17 protein-coding genes are annotated in these 16,365 nt (G+C 62.8%); 4 read left to right on the top strand and 13 right to left on the bottom strand.

Annotated features, from left to right (window positions below; genetic code table 11):
* Positions 1-53: 53 nt before the first annotated feature.
* The 8 genes from F757_RS0109115 to F757_RS0109080 form a co-directional block, all read right to left on the bottom strand.
* Positions 54-1,064, bottom strand: coding sequence for an inorganic phosphate transporter (locus F757_RS0109115; RefSeq protein ID WP_027211127.1), 1,011 nt, complete (start codon positions 1,062-1,064; stop codon positions 54-56).
* Positions 1,064-1,690, bottom strand: coding sequence for a DUF47 domain-containing protein (locus F757_RS0109110; RefSeq protein WP_027211126.1), 627 nt, complete (start codon positions 1,688-1,690; stop codon positions 1,064-1,066). The genes F757_RS0109115 and F757_RS0109110 overlap by 1 nt, the downstream gene beginning before the upstream one ends.
* Positions 1,691-1,850: 160 nt before the next feature.
* The gene (locus F757_RS0109105; RefSeq protein WP_013339086.1) at positions 1,851-3,236 is read right to left on the bottom strand and encodes a replicative DNA helicase; all 1,386 of its coding nucleotides are present in this window, start codon (positions 3,234-3,236) and stop codon (positions 1,851-1,853) included.
* Between the two features lie 154 nt (positions 3,237-3,390).
* Positions 3,391-3,843 (bottom strand): 50S ribosomal protein L9, encoded by a 453-nt coding sequence (gene rplI / locus F757_RS0109100; protein ID WP_027211125.1) that lies wholly within the window; start codon positions 3,841-3,843, stop codon positions 3,391-3,393.
* 27 nt (positions 3,844-3,870) lie between these two features.
* Positions 3,871-4,146, bottom strand: coding sequence for a 30S ribosomal protein S18 (rpsR, locus tag F757_RS0109095; protein ID WP_006048825.1), 276 nt, complete (start codon positions 4,144-4,146; stop codon positions 3,871-3,873).
* 2 nt (positions 4,147-4,148) lie between these two features.
* The gene (gene priB / locus F757_RS0109090) at positions 4,149-4,448 is read right to left on the bottom strand and encodes a primosomal replication protein N (RefSeq protein ID WP_006048824.1); all 300 of its coding nucleotides are present in this window, start codon (positions 4,446-4,448) and stop codon (positions 4,149-4,151) included.
* 65 nt (positions 4,449-4,513) lie between these two features.
* Positions 4,514-4,888, bottom strand: a complete 375-nt coding sequence (gene rpsF, locus F757_RS0109085; RefSeq protein WP_006048823.1) for a 30S ribosomal protein S6 — start codon at positions 4,886-4,888, stop codon at positions 4,514-4,516.
* Positions 4,889-5,151: 263 nt separating this feature from the next.
* The gene (locus tag F757_RS0109080; protein ID WP_027211124.1) at positions 5,152-6,066 is read right to left on the bottom strand and encodes a LysR family transcriptional regulator; all 915 of its coding nucleotides are present in this window, start codon (positions 6,064-6,066) and stop codon (positions 5,152-5,154) included.
* Positions 6,067-6,230: 164 nt separating this feature from the next.
* Here F757_RS0109080 and gcl point away from each other — a divergent pair, with 164 nt between their 5' ends.
* The 4 genes from gcl (at position 6,231) to lysM (ending at position 11,024) form a co-directional block, all read left to right on the top strand.
* Positions 6,231-8,006 carry a glyoxylate carboligase gene (gcl, locus tag F757_RS0109075; RefSeq protein WP_027211123.1) on the top strand — a complete coding sequence of 592 codons (1,776 nt, stop codon included), beginning with the start codon at positions 6,231-6,233 and terminating at the stop codon, positions 8,004-8,006.
* Between the two features lie 69 nt (positions 8,007-8,075).
* Positions 8,076-8,885 (top strand): hydroxypyruvate isomerase, encoded by an 810-nt coding sequence (gene hyi, locus F757_RS0109070; protein ID WP_027211122.1) that lies wholly within the window; start codon positions 8,076-8,078, stop codon positions 8,883-8,885.
* A 179-nt stretch (positions 8,886-9,064) separates the two neighbouring features.
* Positions 9,065-9,973 (top strand): 2-hydroxy-3-oxopropionate reductase, encoded by a 909-nt coding sequence (locus F757_RS0109065; protein ID WP_027211121.1) that lies wholly within the window; start codon positions 9,065-9,067, stop codon positions 9,971-9,973.
* A 553-nt stretch (positions 9,974-10,526) separates the two neighbouring features.
* Positions 10,527-11,024 (top strand): peptidoglycan-binding protein LysM, encoded by a 498-nt coding sequence (gene lysM, locus F757_RS0109060; protein WP_027211120.1) that lies wholly within the window; start codon positions 10,527-10,529, stop codon positions 11,022-11,024.
* A gap of 121 nt (positions 11,025-11,145) precedes the next feature.
* On the opposite strand, the gene F757_RS0109055 is transcribed toward lysM, so the two are convergent.
* The 5 genes from F757_RS0109055 to cysT form a co-directional block, all read right to left on the bottom strand.
* Entirely contained in the window at positions 11,146-12,174 is a 1,029-nt protein-coding gene (locus tag F757_RS0109055; protein WP_027211119.1) for an asparaginase, read from the bottom strand.
* A 90-nt stretch (positions 12,175-12,264) separates the two neighbouring features.
* Positions 12,265-13,191 (bottom strand): CysB family HTH-type transcriptional regulator, encoded by a 927-nt coding sequence (locus tag F757_RS0109050; RefSeq protein ID WP_013339077.1) that lies wholly within the window; start codon positions 13,189-13,191, stop codon positions 12,265-12,267.
* A gap of 83 nt (positions 13,192-13,274) precedes the next feature.
* Positions 13,275-14,333 carry a sulfate/molybdate ABC transporter ATP-binding protein gene (locus F757_RS0109045; RefSeq protein ID WP_027211118.1) on the bottom strand — a complete coding sequence of 353 codons (1,059 nt, stop codon included), beginning with the start codon at positions 14,331-14,333 and terminating at the stop codon, positions 13,275-13,277.
* The gene (gene cysW / locus F757_RS0109040) at positions 14,333-15,355 is read right to left on the bottom strand and encodes a sulfate ABC transporter permease subunit CysW (protein WP_027211117.1); all 1,023 of its coding nucleotides are present in this window, start codon (positions 15,353-15,355) and stop codon (positions 14,333-14,335) included. Before cysW ends, F757_RS0109045 begins: the two co-directional genes overlap by 1 nt.
* Positions 15,352-16,257, bottom strand: coding sequence for a sulfate ABC transporter permease subunit CysT (cysT, locus tag F757_RS0109035; RefSeq protein WP_027211116.1), 906 nt, complete (start codon positions 16,255-16,257; stop codon positions 15,352-15,354). Before cysT ends, cysW begins: the two co-directional genes overlap by 4 nt.
* Positions 16,258-16,365 lie beyond the last annotated feature (108 nt).

Genomic DNA, 16,365 nt, shown 5'->3' with positions numbered 1-16,365 from the left:
GGACAGTTTCCTGTCCGGCCAGCAGGCGCCGCTTGCGCAGAACGTGAAGAAGCTTACAGGAAGCGGTGACCCAGCCACCAGGCGGCAGCAGCAAGCGCTGCGGAGGCGGGAATCGTCAGAATCCATGCCCACACGATGTTGCCGGCCACTCCCCAGCGAACGGCGCTCAACTTCTGCGTCGCGCCGACGCCGACAATCGCGCCGGTGATCGTATGCGTGGTAGACACCGGAATGCCGAGCCACGAGGCGGTGAAAAGCGTGATCGCCCCGCCCGACTCCGCGCAAAAACCGCCAACCGGCTTCAGCTTGGTAATTTTCTGGCCCATGGTACGGACGATTCGCCAGCCGCCGAACAAGGTTCCTACACCCATCGACAGATAGCAGCCACCGATTACCCACAGCGGCGGCGCTTCCGCGATCGACGACGCATAGCCCGTGGCGATCAGCAACATCCAGATGATACCGATGGTTTTTTGCGCGTCGTTGCCGCCGTGGCCCAGACTGTAGAGGCCGGCGGACACCAGTTGCAGACGCCGGAAGCGCCGGTCGACCTTGCTTGGCGGCGTGCGGAAGTAGATCCACGAGACGGCCAGCATGAAAAACGATCCGAGCACGAAACCGAGCAGCGGCGAGACGAAAATGAACGTGACGGTCTTCATGAGGCCGTCGAAATTCAGCGAGCCCCAGCCGGACTTGGCAAGCGCGGAGCCGACGAGCCCGCCGATAAGTGCATGCGACGAACTGGACGGAATGCCGTAATGCCACGTAATCACGTTCCAGCCGATCGCGCCGACCAGCGCGCCGAAAATCACGTAGTGATCGACAATGTTCGGGTCGATCGTGCCCTTGCCGACCGTGGCGGCCACCTTGAGGTGAAACACGAAATACGCGATGACGTTGAACGCGGCCGCGAACGCCACTGCCTGCTGCGGTTTCAGCACGCCGGTCGACACCACGGTGGCAATCGAATTGGCCGCGTCGTGGAAGCCGTTCATGAAGTCGAAAATGAGCGCGACGGCGACCAGGGCAGCGACCACCCAGATAGCGAGTTGTATCGATTGCATTATGCGTTTTCCAGCACGATGCCTTCGATGATGTTCGCTACGTCTTCACACTTGTCTGTGATCGTTTCGAGCAGTTCGTAAATCGCCTTGAGCTTGATCAGGGTCTTGACGTTGTCTTCTTCGCGAAAGAGCTTTGACATGGCCGCGCGCAGCACCCGGTCTGCTTCCGATTCGAGGCGGTCGATTTCTTCGCATGCCTTCAGGATCTGGCTTGCCTGCTTCATGTCCGAGAGCAGGCTGACAGCAAACTGCACGCGCTCGGAAGTCGCTGTGCAGATGTGCGCGAGCTGGCTCGCCTCGGACGTGACCGACTGCACGTCGTAAAGGGAAATGGCGGTGGCGACGTCCTCCATCAAGTCGAGGATGTCGTCCATCGTGGTGATCAGCTTGTGGATCTCGTCGCGGTCGAGCGGCGTGATGAAGGTCTTGTGCAGCAGGTCGATAGTTTCGTGGGTGAGCTTGTCCGCGGCCTTTTCGGCTTTCTGCACGTTTTGCTTGTGGGTCTCTGCGTCTTGCAGATTGTCGATCAGCAGCTCCAGTTCGCGGCTCGCCGAGACGATGCACTGTGCGTGCGCGTTGAAAATATCAAAAAACTTGCCCTCGGTGGGCATGAATCGACCGAACATTGGGATCCCGAAAATTGGTCACATAATGGCTGACATAAAACCGCCATATTGTACCGTTGCGGGATCGATGTAGCACTTTGCACAGCACGGTTACAACAGCGCCATTGCGTCGCTGCAGCTTTTGCTGATGGTTCGGATGCACCCTCGTCGCGAAGCGCCCCTACTCGCCGTAGAAATTTTGCGCGCCCGCAAAGTTATCGAACTTCGTGTATTGACCGTGGAACGTGAGCCGAACAGGGCCAATCGGACCATTCCGTTGCTTGCCAATGATAATTTCGGCGGTGCCTTTGTCCGGGCTGTCCGGGTTATACACTTCGTCGCGATAGATGAACAGGATCACGTCGGCGTCCTGCTCGATAGCGCCCGATTCACGCAGATCCGACATGATCGGCCGCTTGTTGGGACGTTGCTCGAGACCGCGGTTCAGCTGCGACAACGCGATGACGGGCACGTCCAGTTCTTTCGCGAGACCCTTGAGCGAGCGCGAGATTTCCGAAATTTCGGTCGCCCGGTTTTCGCCCGCCGACGAGCCGCTCATCAGTTGCAGATAGTCGATGATAATGAGCCCGAGCTTGCCGCACTGGCGCGAGAGCCGCCGCGCGCGCGAGCGCAGTTCCATCGGGTTCAGACCGCCGGTTTCGTCGATGAAAATCTGCGCCTCGCTCATTTTCTGCACCGCGTGCGTGAGCTTCGGCCAATCTTCGTCTGTCAGACGGCCGGTTCGCATGCGGTGCTGATCCAGACGCCCGACCGAGCCCAGCATACGCATGGTGAGCTGGGAGCCCGGCATTTCCATCGAAAACACCGCAACCGGCAAGCCGTACTCGACCGCGACGTATTCGCCGATATTCATCGAGAATGCGGTCTTACCCATCGACGGGCGTCCGGCCACGATGATCAGTTCCCCGCCGTGCATGCCCGAGGTCATGCGATCGAGGTCGACAAAGCCTGTCGGCGTGCCCGTCACGTCGCTCGGATTGGCCGTGTGATAAAGCGTGTCGATCCGCTCCACCACTTCGGTCAGCAGCGGCCCGATTTCGAGGAAGCCCTGAGTGCCGCGCGCACCGTCTTCCGCAATCGAGAAAACCTTCGACTCCGCTTCGTCCAGCAGTTGCCGGACTTCCTTGCCTTGCGGGTTGAAGGCGTCCGCGGAAATTTCATCGGCCACCGAAACGAGCCGGCGCAGCACCGCGCGGTCGCGCACGATTTCGGCATAGCGCCGGATATTTGCCGCACTCGGCGTGTTCTGCGCGAGCGCATTCAGATAGGCGAGGCCGCCGACCTCTTCCGCCTTGCCCGAAGTGCCGAGCGCTTCGTACACAGTGATGACGTCGGCCGGACGCGTGGCAGCAATCAACTTGCCAATGTGCTCGAAGATGATGCGGTGATCGTAGCGGTAGAAATCGCTCTGCGAGAGGAAATCGGCGATCCGGTCCCACGCGGCGTTATCCAGCAGCAAGCCGCCCAGCACCGATTGCTCGGCCTCGATCGAATGCGGCGGGACTTTCAGCGACTCGAGTTGGGGATCTTTGGACGGTGCGTTCATGGAGAGCAATTATCGTGAAATGTGGCGCGCGCGGCCAGCAGCAAATTCAGAATCGGCGCGCACAAAAAAGCAGGGGCCGGTTGCCCGGCCCCTGCCTCTAGCCAGCAACAACCTGGCCAATACTATCTGATACGCTCAGCGTGGATGCGGTAGCTTAGACGTGCTCGCCCAGCACCGACACCGTCACGTCGACAAGCACGTCGGTGTGCAGCGAAACCTGCACCGGGTGGTCGCCCACGATCTTCAGCGGGCCTTCCGGCAGACGCACTTGCGCCTTTTCCACGGCGAAGCCTTGCTTGCCCAGCGCTTCGGCGATGTCGGCGTTCGTCACCGAGCCGAACAGACGGCCGTCCACGCCGGCCTTCTGGCCGATCTGAACCGTCGAGCCTGCCAGCTTTTCGCCTTGAGCCTGAGCCGCAGCCAGCTTTTCAGCGGCGATTTTTTCGAGTTCGGCGCGGCGCACTTCGAATTCGGCCAGCGCTTCCTTCGTTGCACGGCGAGCCTGCTTGTTCGGGATCAGGAAGTTACGTGCGTAACCGTCCTTGACCTTCACGATATCGCCCAGGTTGCCCAGATTGACGACTTTTTCCAGAAGAATGATTTGCATTCGGATGCTCCTTATCGCGTCGTCGAGTTAAGCCTTGTGCTGGTCGGTGTACGGCACGAGCGCGAGGAAACGCGCGCGCTTGATTGCCGTGTCCAGCTGGCGTTGATAGTGCGACTTCGTACCCGTGAGACGCGCCGGCGTGATCTTGCCGTTTTCGCCGATGAAGTCCTTCAGCGTTTCGATGTCCTTGTAGTCGATGTACTCGACGCCAGCGGCCGTGAAACGGCAGAACTTCTTGCGCTTGAAGAGCGGATTTTGTTGCTGACGACGCTTGTCGAATTTCTTACCAGTCGGGCGGGGCATGTTCAGTCCTTTCCAATGTCCTGCAATGCTGTGATGTGAAATACCAGAGTTCTTGCGTTGCGGTGCTTTTTCGCCAGGAAGCCTGTGAAGAGCGTTTCGACGCCCATCGGACAGCTTTCCAGCTTACCGCTCGCCTCGCCTGCGGCTACCGCCTGCATGGTCAGTTCGACTTGCCGGGCAATGCCGGCCTCGACAACTTCCGTGCGGTGCTGCAACGTGCAGCCTGCAATCGGAACGCCGGCGGGTGTGTACCGCACCGGTTCGCGTTCGACGACGCTGGCCGTTAGCTGCAGCCGGTTCATGTAGCCTTTCTATACCTGTTGGCGAAAAGCGGCGCGCTTTGCTCTAGTAGCTTAAATAGTGTGTCTTAAGCCTGCGCTTCGGACGGTTGCGTAGCAGCCGACTTCTTGGCTTCTTCGCGCTGCACTTCCTTCATCATCGGCGACGGGCCGGTTTCGGCCTTCTTCATCTTGACGATAAGGTGACGCAGAACGGCGTCGTTGAACTTGAACGCGTGTTCCAGCTCGTCGAGCGTGGTCTGGTCGCACTCGATGTTCATGCAGACGTAGTGAGCCTTCGCGAGTTTCTCGATCATGTAGGCCAGTTGGCGACGGCCCCAGTCTTCGATGCGGTGGATCTGGCCACCGTGCGAGGTGATCGTGCTCTTGTAACGCTCGATCATGGCGGGCACCTGCTCGCTCTGATCGGGATGCACGATAAAGACGATTTCATAATGACGCATACACACTCCTTGTGCTGACTTTTGGATAGAAGCCACCCGGGCGTCGAACCGGTGCGGCAAGTGAGAAGCCGAAGATTGTAGCCTGATTGGGCCCCGGTTGCAAGCCATAGCCCCACACCGGCAGAAGATTCAGGCGTATTTTCAACCATTTAGCGAGCGGCGAGGAGCGCAGGCGGCGAGCCAGCCGCCTCTCGATGCCGGCCGCAACGCCGCCCAGCCTTCCGCAGGCCGCGAACAGCCGACCCGCCCGCCGAACCCACGCGCTAATACGCCGGCTGATTCCAGTAGTCGTCGCTCGCGTAAATCTGTTTCAGATAATCGATGAAATAGCGCACCTTGGCCGGCACGTAGCGCTGCTGCGGGTAGACCGCGAGAATGTCGTAGTCGGGCAGCGCGAACTCGTCGAGCACGGTTTCGAGTTCGCCGCGCGCAAGCTGCTGCTGGATTTCCCACGTGGAGCGCCAGCCAAGGCCGAGCCCTTCGGACACCCAGCGGTGCAGCAGCTCGCCGTCGTTGCAGTCGAGGCTGCCGCCCACCCGCACCGTGACGAGCTTGCCGTTGCGGCGGAAGTACCAGCCGCGATTCTGGCCGCCTTGCAGATTGAACGCGAGACAGTTGTGGCGCGGCAGGTCTTCGAGCGTTTTCGGCTTGCCGTGCCGGCGGAAATACTCGGGGGTGCCGCAGACCACCCGCCGGTTCGCGGCCAGCTTCACTGCGACGAAGTTTGGATCGACCGCGCCGCCAATGCGGATCGACAGATCGTAACCCTCGCGCACCAGATCTACCACCCGGTCGGTCAGGTTGAACGACACCTGCAGTTCCGGTTTGTCCGCGAGAAAAGCGGGCGCGAGCGGCGCGACGTGCTTGCGGCCAAACGCAGCGGGCGCCGACACGATCAGGTGGCCGTTCACCGCGCGGCGCCCCGCGCTCAGTTCGTTTTCCGCCTGGTCCCATTCGGTCAGCAAACCGCGGCAGCGCTCGAGGAACGCGGCGCCGTCCTCGCTGACGACGAGCCGCCGCGTCGAGCGGTACATGAGCTTGACGCCGAGGCGCTTTTCGAGCGCGTCGATGCGCCGCCCGAGTATCACCGGCGACACGCCCTCCTCCAGCGCCGCAGCCGCGAGGCTGCCGGCGTCCGCGACACGCACAAAGGTTTCGATCTGCTTGAAGCGGTCCATGCCTGTCTCCCTCCTGCCGCTGCCGGCGCTGTCGCTCGCTGCGGCATTCCATACTTTTTGTTTCGAAATAAGCGACGTGTACTGATCTTATCAAACCTTTAGGTCCAGCCTAAAGTGCCTCCAACAGCCTTATTCGCCAATTTCAGGATACAGAGGAGACATTCATGGCCAAGATGAGAGCCGTCGACGCCGCCGTGCTGGTGCTCGAAAAAGAAGGTATCGACACCGCCTTCGGCGTGCCGGGCGCCGCGATCAATCCGTTCTACTCGGCCATGCGCCGCGCGGGCAACATCAGCCACGTGCTCGCGCGCCACGTCGAAGGCGCATCGCACATGGCCGAAGGCTATACCCGTGCGCAACCGGGCAACATCGGCGTATGTATCGGCACGTCGGGGCCCGCGGGCACGGACATGATCACGGGTCTCTACTCCGCTCAGGCCGACTCCATTCCCATTCTGGCTATCACAGGGCAAGCGCCGCGCGCGCGTCTGTACAAGGAAGACTTTCAGGCCGTCGATATCGAGTCGATCGCGAAGCCCGTCACCAAATGGGCGGTGACGGTGCGCGAACCGGCCCTCGTGCCGCGCGTATTCCAGCAGGCATTTCACCTGATGCGCTCGGGCCGCCCCGGTCCGGTGCTGGTCGATCTGCCGATCGACGTGCAGGTCGCCGAAATCGAATTCGACATCGACACCTACGAACCGCTGCCGGTCTACAAGCCGAAGGCCACGCGCAAGCAGATCGAAGCGGCTCTCACGTTGCTCAACGAGTCGGACAGGCCGCTGATCGTCTCGGGCGGCGGCGTGCTCAACGCAGCCGCCGAGGACCTGCTCGTGACGTTCGCAGAAACCGTCGGCGTGCCGGTGATTCCGACGCTGATGTCGTGGGGCGCGATTGCCGACGACCACCCGCTGATGGCCGGCATGGTCGGTCTGCAAACCTCGCACCGCTACGGCAACGCAACGATGCTCGCCGCCGATTTCGTGCTCGGCATCGGCAACCGCTGGGCGAACCGTCACACGGGCAGCATCGACGTCTACACGAAAGGCCGCAAATTCGTGCACGTGGATATCGAGCCGACGCAGATTGGACGTGTGTTCGGCCCGGATCTTGGCATCGTGTCGGACGCAAGAGCCGCGCTCGAACTGTTCGTCGAAGTGGCGAGCGAATGGAAAGCCGCCGGCAAGCTGAAGGACCGCAGCGCATGGGTCGCCGATTGCCAGCAGCGCAAGCAGACCATGCATCGCAAGACGCACTTCGACAATGTGCCGATGAAGCCGCAGCGCGTCTATGAAGAGATGAACCAGGTGTTCGGCCGCGACACCTGCTACGTGAGCACGATCGGTCTTTCGCAGATTGCGGGCGCGCAATTCCTGCATGTCTACAAGGCGCGCAACTGGATCAACTGCGGCCAGGCGGGCCCGCTCGGCTGGACGATTCCGGCTGCGCTCGGCGTGCGTGCGGCCGATCCGCAACGCCCCATCGTCGCGCTGTCGGGCGACTACGACTTCCAGTTCATGATCGAAGAACTCGCGGCCGGTGCGCAATTCAAGCTGCCCTATGTGCATGTGGTCGTGAACAACTCGTATCTCGGCCTGATCCGCCAGGCACAGCGCGCGTTCGACATGGACTTCTGCGTGCAGCTCGGCTTCGAGAACATCAATTCGCCGGAAACGAACGGCTACGGCGTGGATCACGTCGCGGTGGCCGAAGGTCTGGGTTGCAAGGCGATCCGCGTGTTCAAGCCGGAGGAACTGAAGCCGGCACTGCAAAAAGCGCAGTCGATGCTCTCCGAGTTCAACGTCCCCGTGATCGTCGAGGTGATTCTGGAGCGCGTGACCAATATTTCGATGGGCACCGAGATCGACGCGATCAACGAGTTCGAAGAGCTTGCCGTGACACGCGAGGACGCGCCCACCGCGATCAGCATCGCCGATTGAGATCACGAGGTGCGCGGGCGCACTCTCCTCGCGCCCTCATCCACTGACCGATCAACGAGAACATTCAACATGCCGAAATTTGCAGCGAATCTCACGATGCTGTTCAACGAAGTGCCGTTCCTCGACCGCTTCGCGGCGGCTGCGGACGCGGGCTTTCACGCCGTCGAATTCCTGTTTCCCTATCCGTACAGGATCGCCGAACTGAGCGAGCGTCTTCAGCAGAACCGTCTCAAGCTGGTCTTGCACAACCTGCCCGCGGGCAATTGGGAAGCCGGCGAACGCGGCATTGCATGCCTGCCCGATCGCGTGACCGAGTTTCAGGAAGGCGTGGGCCGTGCAATCGAATATGCAAGCGCGCTGAAGGTGCCGCAGTTGAACTGCCTCGTCGGCATTCCGACAGCAGGCGTGGACGGCGACAAGGCGCGCGCGACCATTGTCGATAACCTGCGTTTTGCGGCCGCCGAATTGAAGAAGGCCGGCATCCGGCTGCTGGTCGAGCCCTGCAACGCGTATGACATTCCGGGCTTCGCGCTGAACCGCTCGAACGAGGGTCTCGACGTGATCCGCGCGGTGGGTTCGGACAACCTGTTCCTGCAATACGACATCTATCACATGCAACGGATGGAAGGCGAACTCGCCGCGACCATCAAAAAGAATCTGCCTCAGATCGCGCATATCCAGCTTGCCGACAACCCCGGCCGCCACGAACCCGGCACGGGCGAAATCAATTACCCGTTCCTGTTCGAACTGCTCGACTCGATCGGCTACGAGGGCTGGGTCGGCTGCGAGTACAAGCCCCGCACCACCACCACGGCCGGCCTCGTATGGGTGCAAAGCGTGGCGGGGCAAACGCGCGGCGCGGCGCACGCGGCGGCCTGAGTGCGGTTGCATGAGCGACGTTGCATGAGCACTTTGCATGGGCACTTTGCATGAGCGAGCTTCCATAAGCGACTTCGAACAGGCAAGGCACCGCGCACGGCATCGCTCCAATCGGGCGCAGTGCGCCCACGAACACAGTCCCTCGACGGGACAGCCAACAACACGGGAGATTCACACATATGGCAAAGATCGGTTTCATCGGGCTCGGCATCATGGGTGCGCACATGGCGCGCAACCTTCTCAAGGGCGGTCATACGCTGTTCGTGAACGGCGCCTACCCGGTGCCCGACGACCTTGGCAAGAGCACGAACGTAGTGGCCAATTCCACTGCCGTCGCGCAAGCCGCCGATATCGTCATCATCATGGTGCCGGACACGCCTGACGTGGCCAACGTTCTGTTCGCCGACGACGGCGTCGCGGCCGGTCTCACCGCAGGCAAGCTCGTGATCGACATGAGCTCGATCTCGCCGCTCGACACGCAGGCGTTCGCAAAAAGGATCAATGCACTCGGCGTCGACTACCTCGACGCGCCGGTTTCCGGCGGCGAAGTCGGCGCGCGCGAGGCGACACTCACGATCATGGTCGGCGGCCCTGAAAAAGCCTTCGCGCAAGCGAGGCCGCTGTTCGAACTGATGGGCAAGAACATCTCGCTGATCGGCGAGAACGGCGCGGGACAAACCTGCAAAGTCGCGAATCAGATCATCGTCGCGCTGAATATCGAGGCCGTGGCCGAAGCGCTGCTGTTCGCATCGCGTTCGGGCGCGGATCCCGAACGCGTGCGCAAGGCATTGATGGGCGGCTTCGCGTCGTCGCGCATTCTCGAGGTACATGGCGAGCGGATGACGAGGCGCACATTCAATCCGGGCTTTCGCATCGAGCTGCATCAGAAGGATCTGAACCTCGCGCTCGACGGCGCGCGCAAGCTCGGCATCGCGCTGCCGCATACCGCAAGCGCACAGCAGTTGTTCAGCGTGTGCGCCGCGAACGGCGGCAAGGCGTGGGATCACTCGGCGATGGTTCGCGCGCTCGAGATCATGGCGAACTACGAAGTCGCGCAGGCGCCGGACAGCGAAGCAAAAGCAGCTTGATGGCGCAGCGCTGCTGCGCGGCCGGCGGATTGGCAGTTCGAAGCACGCGAGCGTGCTCGCATGGCTTCACTGCAGAAGCGGTCGCGAGCAAAGACAAACGCAGATTGCGCAGTCGGTAACACCGGTTGCCGCCGACGTCGTTTCACTCACGTCACGGCAATCGCATGTGGGGCGCCCGGTTCGTCGCGCGGCATCGCGGCGGAACGGGCAAATCGAGCCGCTCTGGGCTGAGAGCGGCAAAGTGGGGTCCGCAGCGGCACCCGGCGGCGCCGGGGAAGCCTTGGTCGGTCAGACGTCGTCGGGTGTCCGGCTGTCGGATTCGTCATCGCGTGGTGCGTCGCATGCTCGCTTGCAGCCGGCGCCATCATGTACTGCCGCTTTGCACGCTCGCTTGCATTTGCTTGCAACTTAGCGCGCTCTTCCCCACCTTTCTTGACACTTCGCTGTCCGCTTTTCTCCTACACTCGTGAGTCCGTTGCCCGCGTACGCGTGGCAACGACTGCTTAATCCGTACGCACAGCATGCTGGCGTACCAACACGAGGAGTGTGATCCATGGGTATTCTCAGCTTCATCAAGGAAGCCGGCGAAAAACTGTTCAGCGCGGCGTCCACGCCCGCCCAGGCCGAGGCCGCCGCGGCGACGCCCGACCTTGCGGCACTGAACCGGACCGCAGGCGACGCGATCGCCACTTACATCCGCAGCCAGGGTCTGGACGCAACCAACCTGCAGGTCACGTACGACGGCGTCAGCCATACGGTGACCGTTTCCGGCGAGGCGGCTGACCAGCCGACCAAGGACAAAATCCTGGTCGCGGCCGGCAATGTGCAGAACGTCGACAAGGTCGACGACCAGTTGAGCGTCACCGCGCCCGCCGCGGCGCCCACGCAGTTCCATACGGTTGTCGCGGGCGACAATCTGTGGAAAATCGCCGAGAAGTACTACGGTAGCGGCGCGAAGAACGACGCAATCTTCCAGGCCAACACGCCGATGCTCAAGAGCCCGGACAAGATCTATCCGGGCCAGGTGCTGGTGATTCCGGCGCTGCAATAAGAGAATCGCGCGCGGCTGCTGCATCTGCACGCGCAGCGGGACATAAAAACGCGGCGCCCGGGTTAGCCGCCCGGGCGCCGCGTTTTTTACTTCAACTCATCGTCGCTTCAGTAAGGCAGCGTCAATAGGTATCGAAGGCCTTTTGCAACGCGACCGGACCCGTGCCGCCCGCGGCCAGCGCAAGCATCAGCAGCACGCGCGCCTTGTAGGGGTTCAACGAGCCCGCGCTGACGAAGCCGAGCGCGTCGTCAGCGGCCGCGCCATTGCGCATCACATGTCCCGAGCCCACGCGCGAAGAGCGCACCACGGCGACGCCTTGCGACGCGGCATCGGCCAATGCCTGCGCGAGCGACGCGTGAATCGAACCGTTGCCCGTACCGGCCACGACGATGCCGCGCACACCCGCTGTCACGAGCGCATCCACGGTAATGCGCGACACGCCGGCATAGCTCGACACAATCTCCACGTGCGGCCAGTTCGCACCGATCACGAACTCGGTTGCCCGCGTGTGAGGACGCACCAAGCTGCGCTGGAAATCGACCCGCCCGTCCTGCACCCAGCCGAGCGCGCCGATTTCCGGCGAGTGGAACGCGTCCACCGCATACGTGCTCGTCTTCACCACGTCGCGCGCGCTATGAATCTTGTTGTTGAACGCGACCAGCACGCCTTGCCCGCGCGCAGCCGCATGCGCGGCGACGGTCACCGCGTTCAGCAGATTGAGCGGGCCGTCCGCCGAGAGCGCCGACGCCGGGCGCATCGCGGCCGTGAGCACCACCGGCTTGTCCGACTTGACCGTCAGATGCAGCAGATACGCGGTTTCCTCGAGCGTGTCGGTGCCGTGCGTGATCACCACGCCGTCGATGTCGTCGGCGGCAAGCAGCGTGTTGATTCGCTGAGCAAGCGTGGTCCACAGCGCCGTGGACATGTCCTTGCTGTCGATGCCCGCAACCTGTTCAGGCGCAATGCGTGCCACCGTGGACAAGGCCGGCACGACCGAGAGCAATTGCTCGACGCCGACCACGCCGGCCTGATAGCCCGCAGTGTTGGTCACATCGGCAGCCGCGCCCGCAATGGTGCCGCCGGTGGCAAGCACGGCGATGCGCGGCAACGGCGCCGCGGCTTCGGACAAAGAGGAAGTCTGTGTGTTCATGGCGGCGATTGTAAGCGATCGTGCGCCGCCTTCGGGCGCATTCGACGTTTCCACCACCGCTTCGACCGTTCCTTCAACCGGTCGAAGCCTTCACACCGCCTCGCGCAACTGCGCGGCGATTTCGGCTTCGGTCAATTGCGGCGCAAACATCTCGATCAGACGGTACGCGTACGCGCGCAGGAACGCGCCCTTGCGCAAGCCGACGCGCGTCGTGCTCGCTTCGAACAGATGCTGCGTGTCGAGCGCCACGAGTTCGGTGTCGCGCTTCGGATCGTAGGCCATTGCCGCGACCACGCCGATCCCCATGCCGAGCTCCACGTAGGTCTTGATCACGTCGGCGTCGATCGCGGTCAGCACCACGTCGGGCAGAGCGCCCGCTTTCGCGAACGCCTGGTCGATATGCGAGCGGCCCGTGAAATCCTGGTCATACGTGACGATCGGGAATTCGGCGATTTCGTCGAGTGTCAGATTCGGCCGGCCGACGAGCGGATGATCCTTCGGCACGACCACCACGTGATGCCACGAATAGCAGGCAAAGGTGACGATGTCCGGAAAACGGTCGAGCGCCTCGGTCGAGATGCCGATATCCGCCTCGCCGTTGATGATCATCTGCGCGATCTGCTGCGGGCTGCCCTGGCGCAGCGCGAGATGCACCTTCGGGAACACCTCGGTGAACTGGCGGATCACTTTTGGCAGCGCGTAGCGCGCCTGGGTGTGCGTCGTCGCCACGACCAGGTGGCCACTGTCCTGATCCGCGAACTGGCGCGCGACGCGGCGCAGGTTCTCTGCGTCGAGCAGCATCCGCTCGATCAGCTGATGCACCGCCTTGCCCGGTTCGGTAAGACCCGTGAGCCGCTTGCCGCGCCGAATGAAGATGTCGACGCCGAGCTCGTCCTCGAGATCCTTGATCTGTTTGGACACACCCGACTGGGACGTGTACAGCACGTTCGCCACTTCGGTCAGGTTCATGTTCTGACGCACGGCCTCGCGCACGAAGCGCAATTGCTGGAAATTCATCTTGAAGTGTCCGGTTCAGCGAAAGTTGAATGATGGGAGTGCGTCGCGCGGAATCGAATCGGCATGCACCAGGCCGCGCACGTTCACTGCGCCGGGAACACACGCAGCGCGCGCGGCACGGCGGTCACGCCGTCGCCGACCGCGAGCTGCAGTTCGCGCCATGCTTCGCGGTCGAGTTCCGCTTCGAGCAGGTTGCCCTCGCGGCCCGCGAGTTCGACCCGCACCGAGCCGCCCAGCGTCACGACGCGCCGCACGTCGACGACGATCCCCTCGCGGTGCCCCGCCGACTGCGGATACAACTGCAGGTCGTGCGGACGCACATAAGCGAAAGCCGGACCGCTGAAGTCGGTGGTAATCGCCACCGGCAAAGCCGCGCCGTCCACCACGAAGCCGCTCGCGTCGACCTTCCCGTGCAGGCGGTTCGCCGCGCCGAGAAACTCGTACACGAACGAAGTTTGCGGGTGGTCGTATACGTCTTGCGGACTGCCGACCTGCTCCACGTGTCCATGATTGAGCACGACGATGCGGTCGGCCACTTCGAGCGCCTCTTCCTGATCGTGCGTGACGAAGATCGTCGAGATATGCAGGTCGTCGTGCAGGCGCCGCAGCCAGCTGCGCAATTCCTTGCGCACCTTGGCATCCAGCGCGCCGAACGGTTCGTCGAGCAGCAGCACTTTGGGCTCGACGGCGAGCGCGCGCGCCAGTGCGATACGCTGACGCTGGCCGCCCGACAACTCTGACGGATAACGTTGCGCGAGCCAGTCCAATTGCACGAGCTTGAGCAACTCGTGCACCTTCTCGCGAATCACCGCTTCCGACGGGCGCTCCTTGCGTGGCTTCACGCGCAGACCGAAGGCCACGTTCTCGAACACCGTCATATGGCGGAACAGCGCGTAATGCTGGAACACGAAGCCTACTTCGCGTTCGCGCGCGCCGACCGTCGCCACGTCCTGGCCTTGCAGAACGACCTGGCCGCCGTCCGCGTATTCGAGACCGGCGATCACGCGCAGCAAGGTGGTCTTGCCGCATCCGGAGGGGCCGAGCAGCGCAACCAGTTCGCCCGGCGGAAAATCGAGCGAGACATTATCCAGCGCGACGAAATCGCCGAAGCGCTTCTCCAGGTTACGTACGGTGATACCCATTACAGCTCTCCTTGCTTGAGCGGGTGTTGCTGCGAGACCGATGTCTTGTGCGGCAGTGCCGTGGCCGGCAGCGCTGCCGGGCCCGCGTGCGCGGGCACGTCGCCCGAGTGCGACAGTTCCGCGGACAGGTGACGCTCGGCGAGCAGCTTGAGCGCGAGTGTGACGAGCGCGAGCAGCGCCAGCACCGAGGCCACCGCAAACGCTGCCGAGAAGTTGTATTCGTTATAAAGAATCTCGACGTGCAGCGGCATGGTGTCCGTCTGCCCGCGAATGTGGCCCGACACCACCGACACCGCGCCGAATTCGCCCATCGCCCGCGCGTTGCACAGAATCACGCCGTACAGCAGGCCCCATTTCACATTGGGCAGCGTGACGCGGCGAAAAATCTGCCAGCCGGACGCGCCGAGCACATGCGCGGCTTCTTCTTCGTCGTTGCCTTGCGCCTGCATCAGCGGAATCAGCTCGCGCGCGACGAACGGGAACGTGACGAAGATCGTCGCGAGCACGATGCCGGGCACCGCGAAAATGATCTGCACGTTGTGCGCCTGCAGCCACGGGCCGAACCACCCTTGCGCGCCGAACATCAAGACGTAGATGAGACCCGAGATCACCGGCGAAACGGAAAACGGCAGATCGATCAGCGTGGTCAGCAGGGCCTTGCCGCGAAACTCGAATTTGGCGATGCACCACGAAGCCGCCAGACCGAACGCGAGATTAAGCGGCACCGCGATCGCGGCGGTGGTTGCCGTGAGCTTGATGGCGGCGAGCGCATCCGGGTCCGCGAGCGATTCCAGATAGAAGCCGAGCCCCTTGCTGAGCGCCTGATAAAACACCGCGACAAGTGGCACGACCAGAAAGAGCGCGAGAAACAGCAAGGCAATGCCGGTCAGGAGCCAGCGCACCGCGGGCGGCTCCGTCACGGGATCGGGCCGGCGCGCCACGTTCAGCGGTGCGCGCGGGGCCGCAGCGGGTGCGTCCATGCTGGCGGCGGTTTTGATGCTATCGACGGAATGGCGGCTCATTGCGCACCTCCGCCGACGCTCGCGATGCCGGCCGCGCTCGCCGCGGCCGGCGCCGGACCCGCGCTGCCGCGGCTCGTGCGGCGCTGCAAATACCACTGCAACGTGTTGATGAAGAGCAGCATCAGGAACGAGACGACGAGCATCACCACTGCCAGCGCGGTGGCACCCGCGTAGTCGTACTGCTCGAGCTTGGTGATGATGAGGAGCGACGTGATCTCCGACTTCATCGGCACATTGCCGGCAATGAAGATGACCGAGCCGTATTCGCCCAGAGCGCGCGCAAACGCGAGCGCAAAGCCCGTCAGCAGTGCGGGAAATACCGCCGGCAGCACCACGCGGCGAAACGTCAGCCAGCGCGACGCGCCGAGGCAGGCCGCGGCCTCTTCCTGCTCGCGCTCGAACTCCTCGAGCACCGGTTGCACGGTGCGCACGACGAACGGCAAGCCGATGAAGGTCAGCGCAACCAGCACGCCCAGCGGCGTGAAGGCCACCTTCAGCCCCAATGGTTCGAGAAACTGGCCGATCCAGCCATTGCCCGCATAGACGGCCGCCAGCGAAATGCCGGCCACCGAGGTGGGCAGCGCGAACGGCAGGTCGACCACGGCGTCGACGATGCGCTTGAACGGAAACCTGTACCGCACGAGTACCCACGCGACCAGAAAGCCGAACACCGCGTTGATCAGCGCGCCGCCGAGCGCCGCAAAGAAAGTCAGCCGGTAGGAGGCGAGCACGCGCGGCGAGCTGACCGCGCGGACGAACTGACTCCAGTCGAGCGTCGCCGTCTTGAGAAAGGTCGCCGCAAGCGGAATCAGCACCACGAGGCTCAGATAAGCCACCGTGATGCCGAGAGTCAGGCCAAAACCGGGCAACGCGCTCGGTTTGCGGAAGGTCAACGTGGTCATGCTCGTTACTCTTTCAGTTGATGCTCGTGTTGCAGGCCGCCGGGTCCCGATCGGCCAGAAGCGCGCCCGCGGCGCGCTACGCAACGACGCGCAAGCGCGCGTCGGGTT

It is taken from the genome of Burkholderia sp. WSM2232 (genome assembly GCF_000472545.1).
Taxonomy (GTDB): domain Bacteria; phylum Pseudomonadota; class Gammaproteobacteria; order Burkholderiales; family Burkholderiaceae; genus Paraburkholderia.
This window is presented reverse-complemented; position numbering and strand designations above follow the sequence as displayed.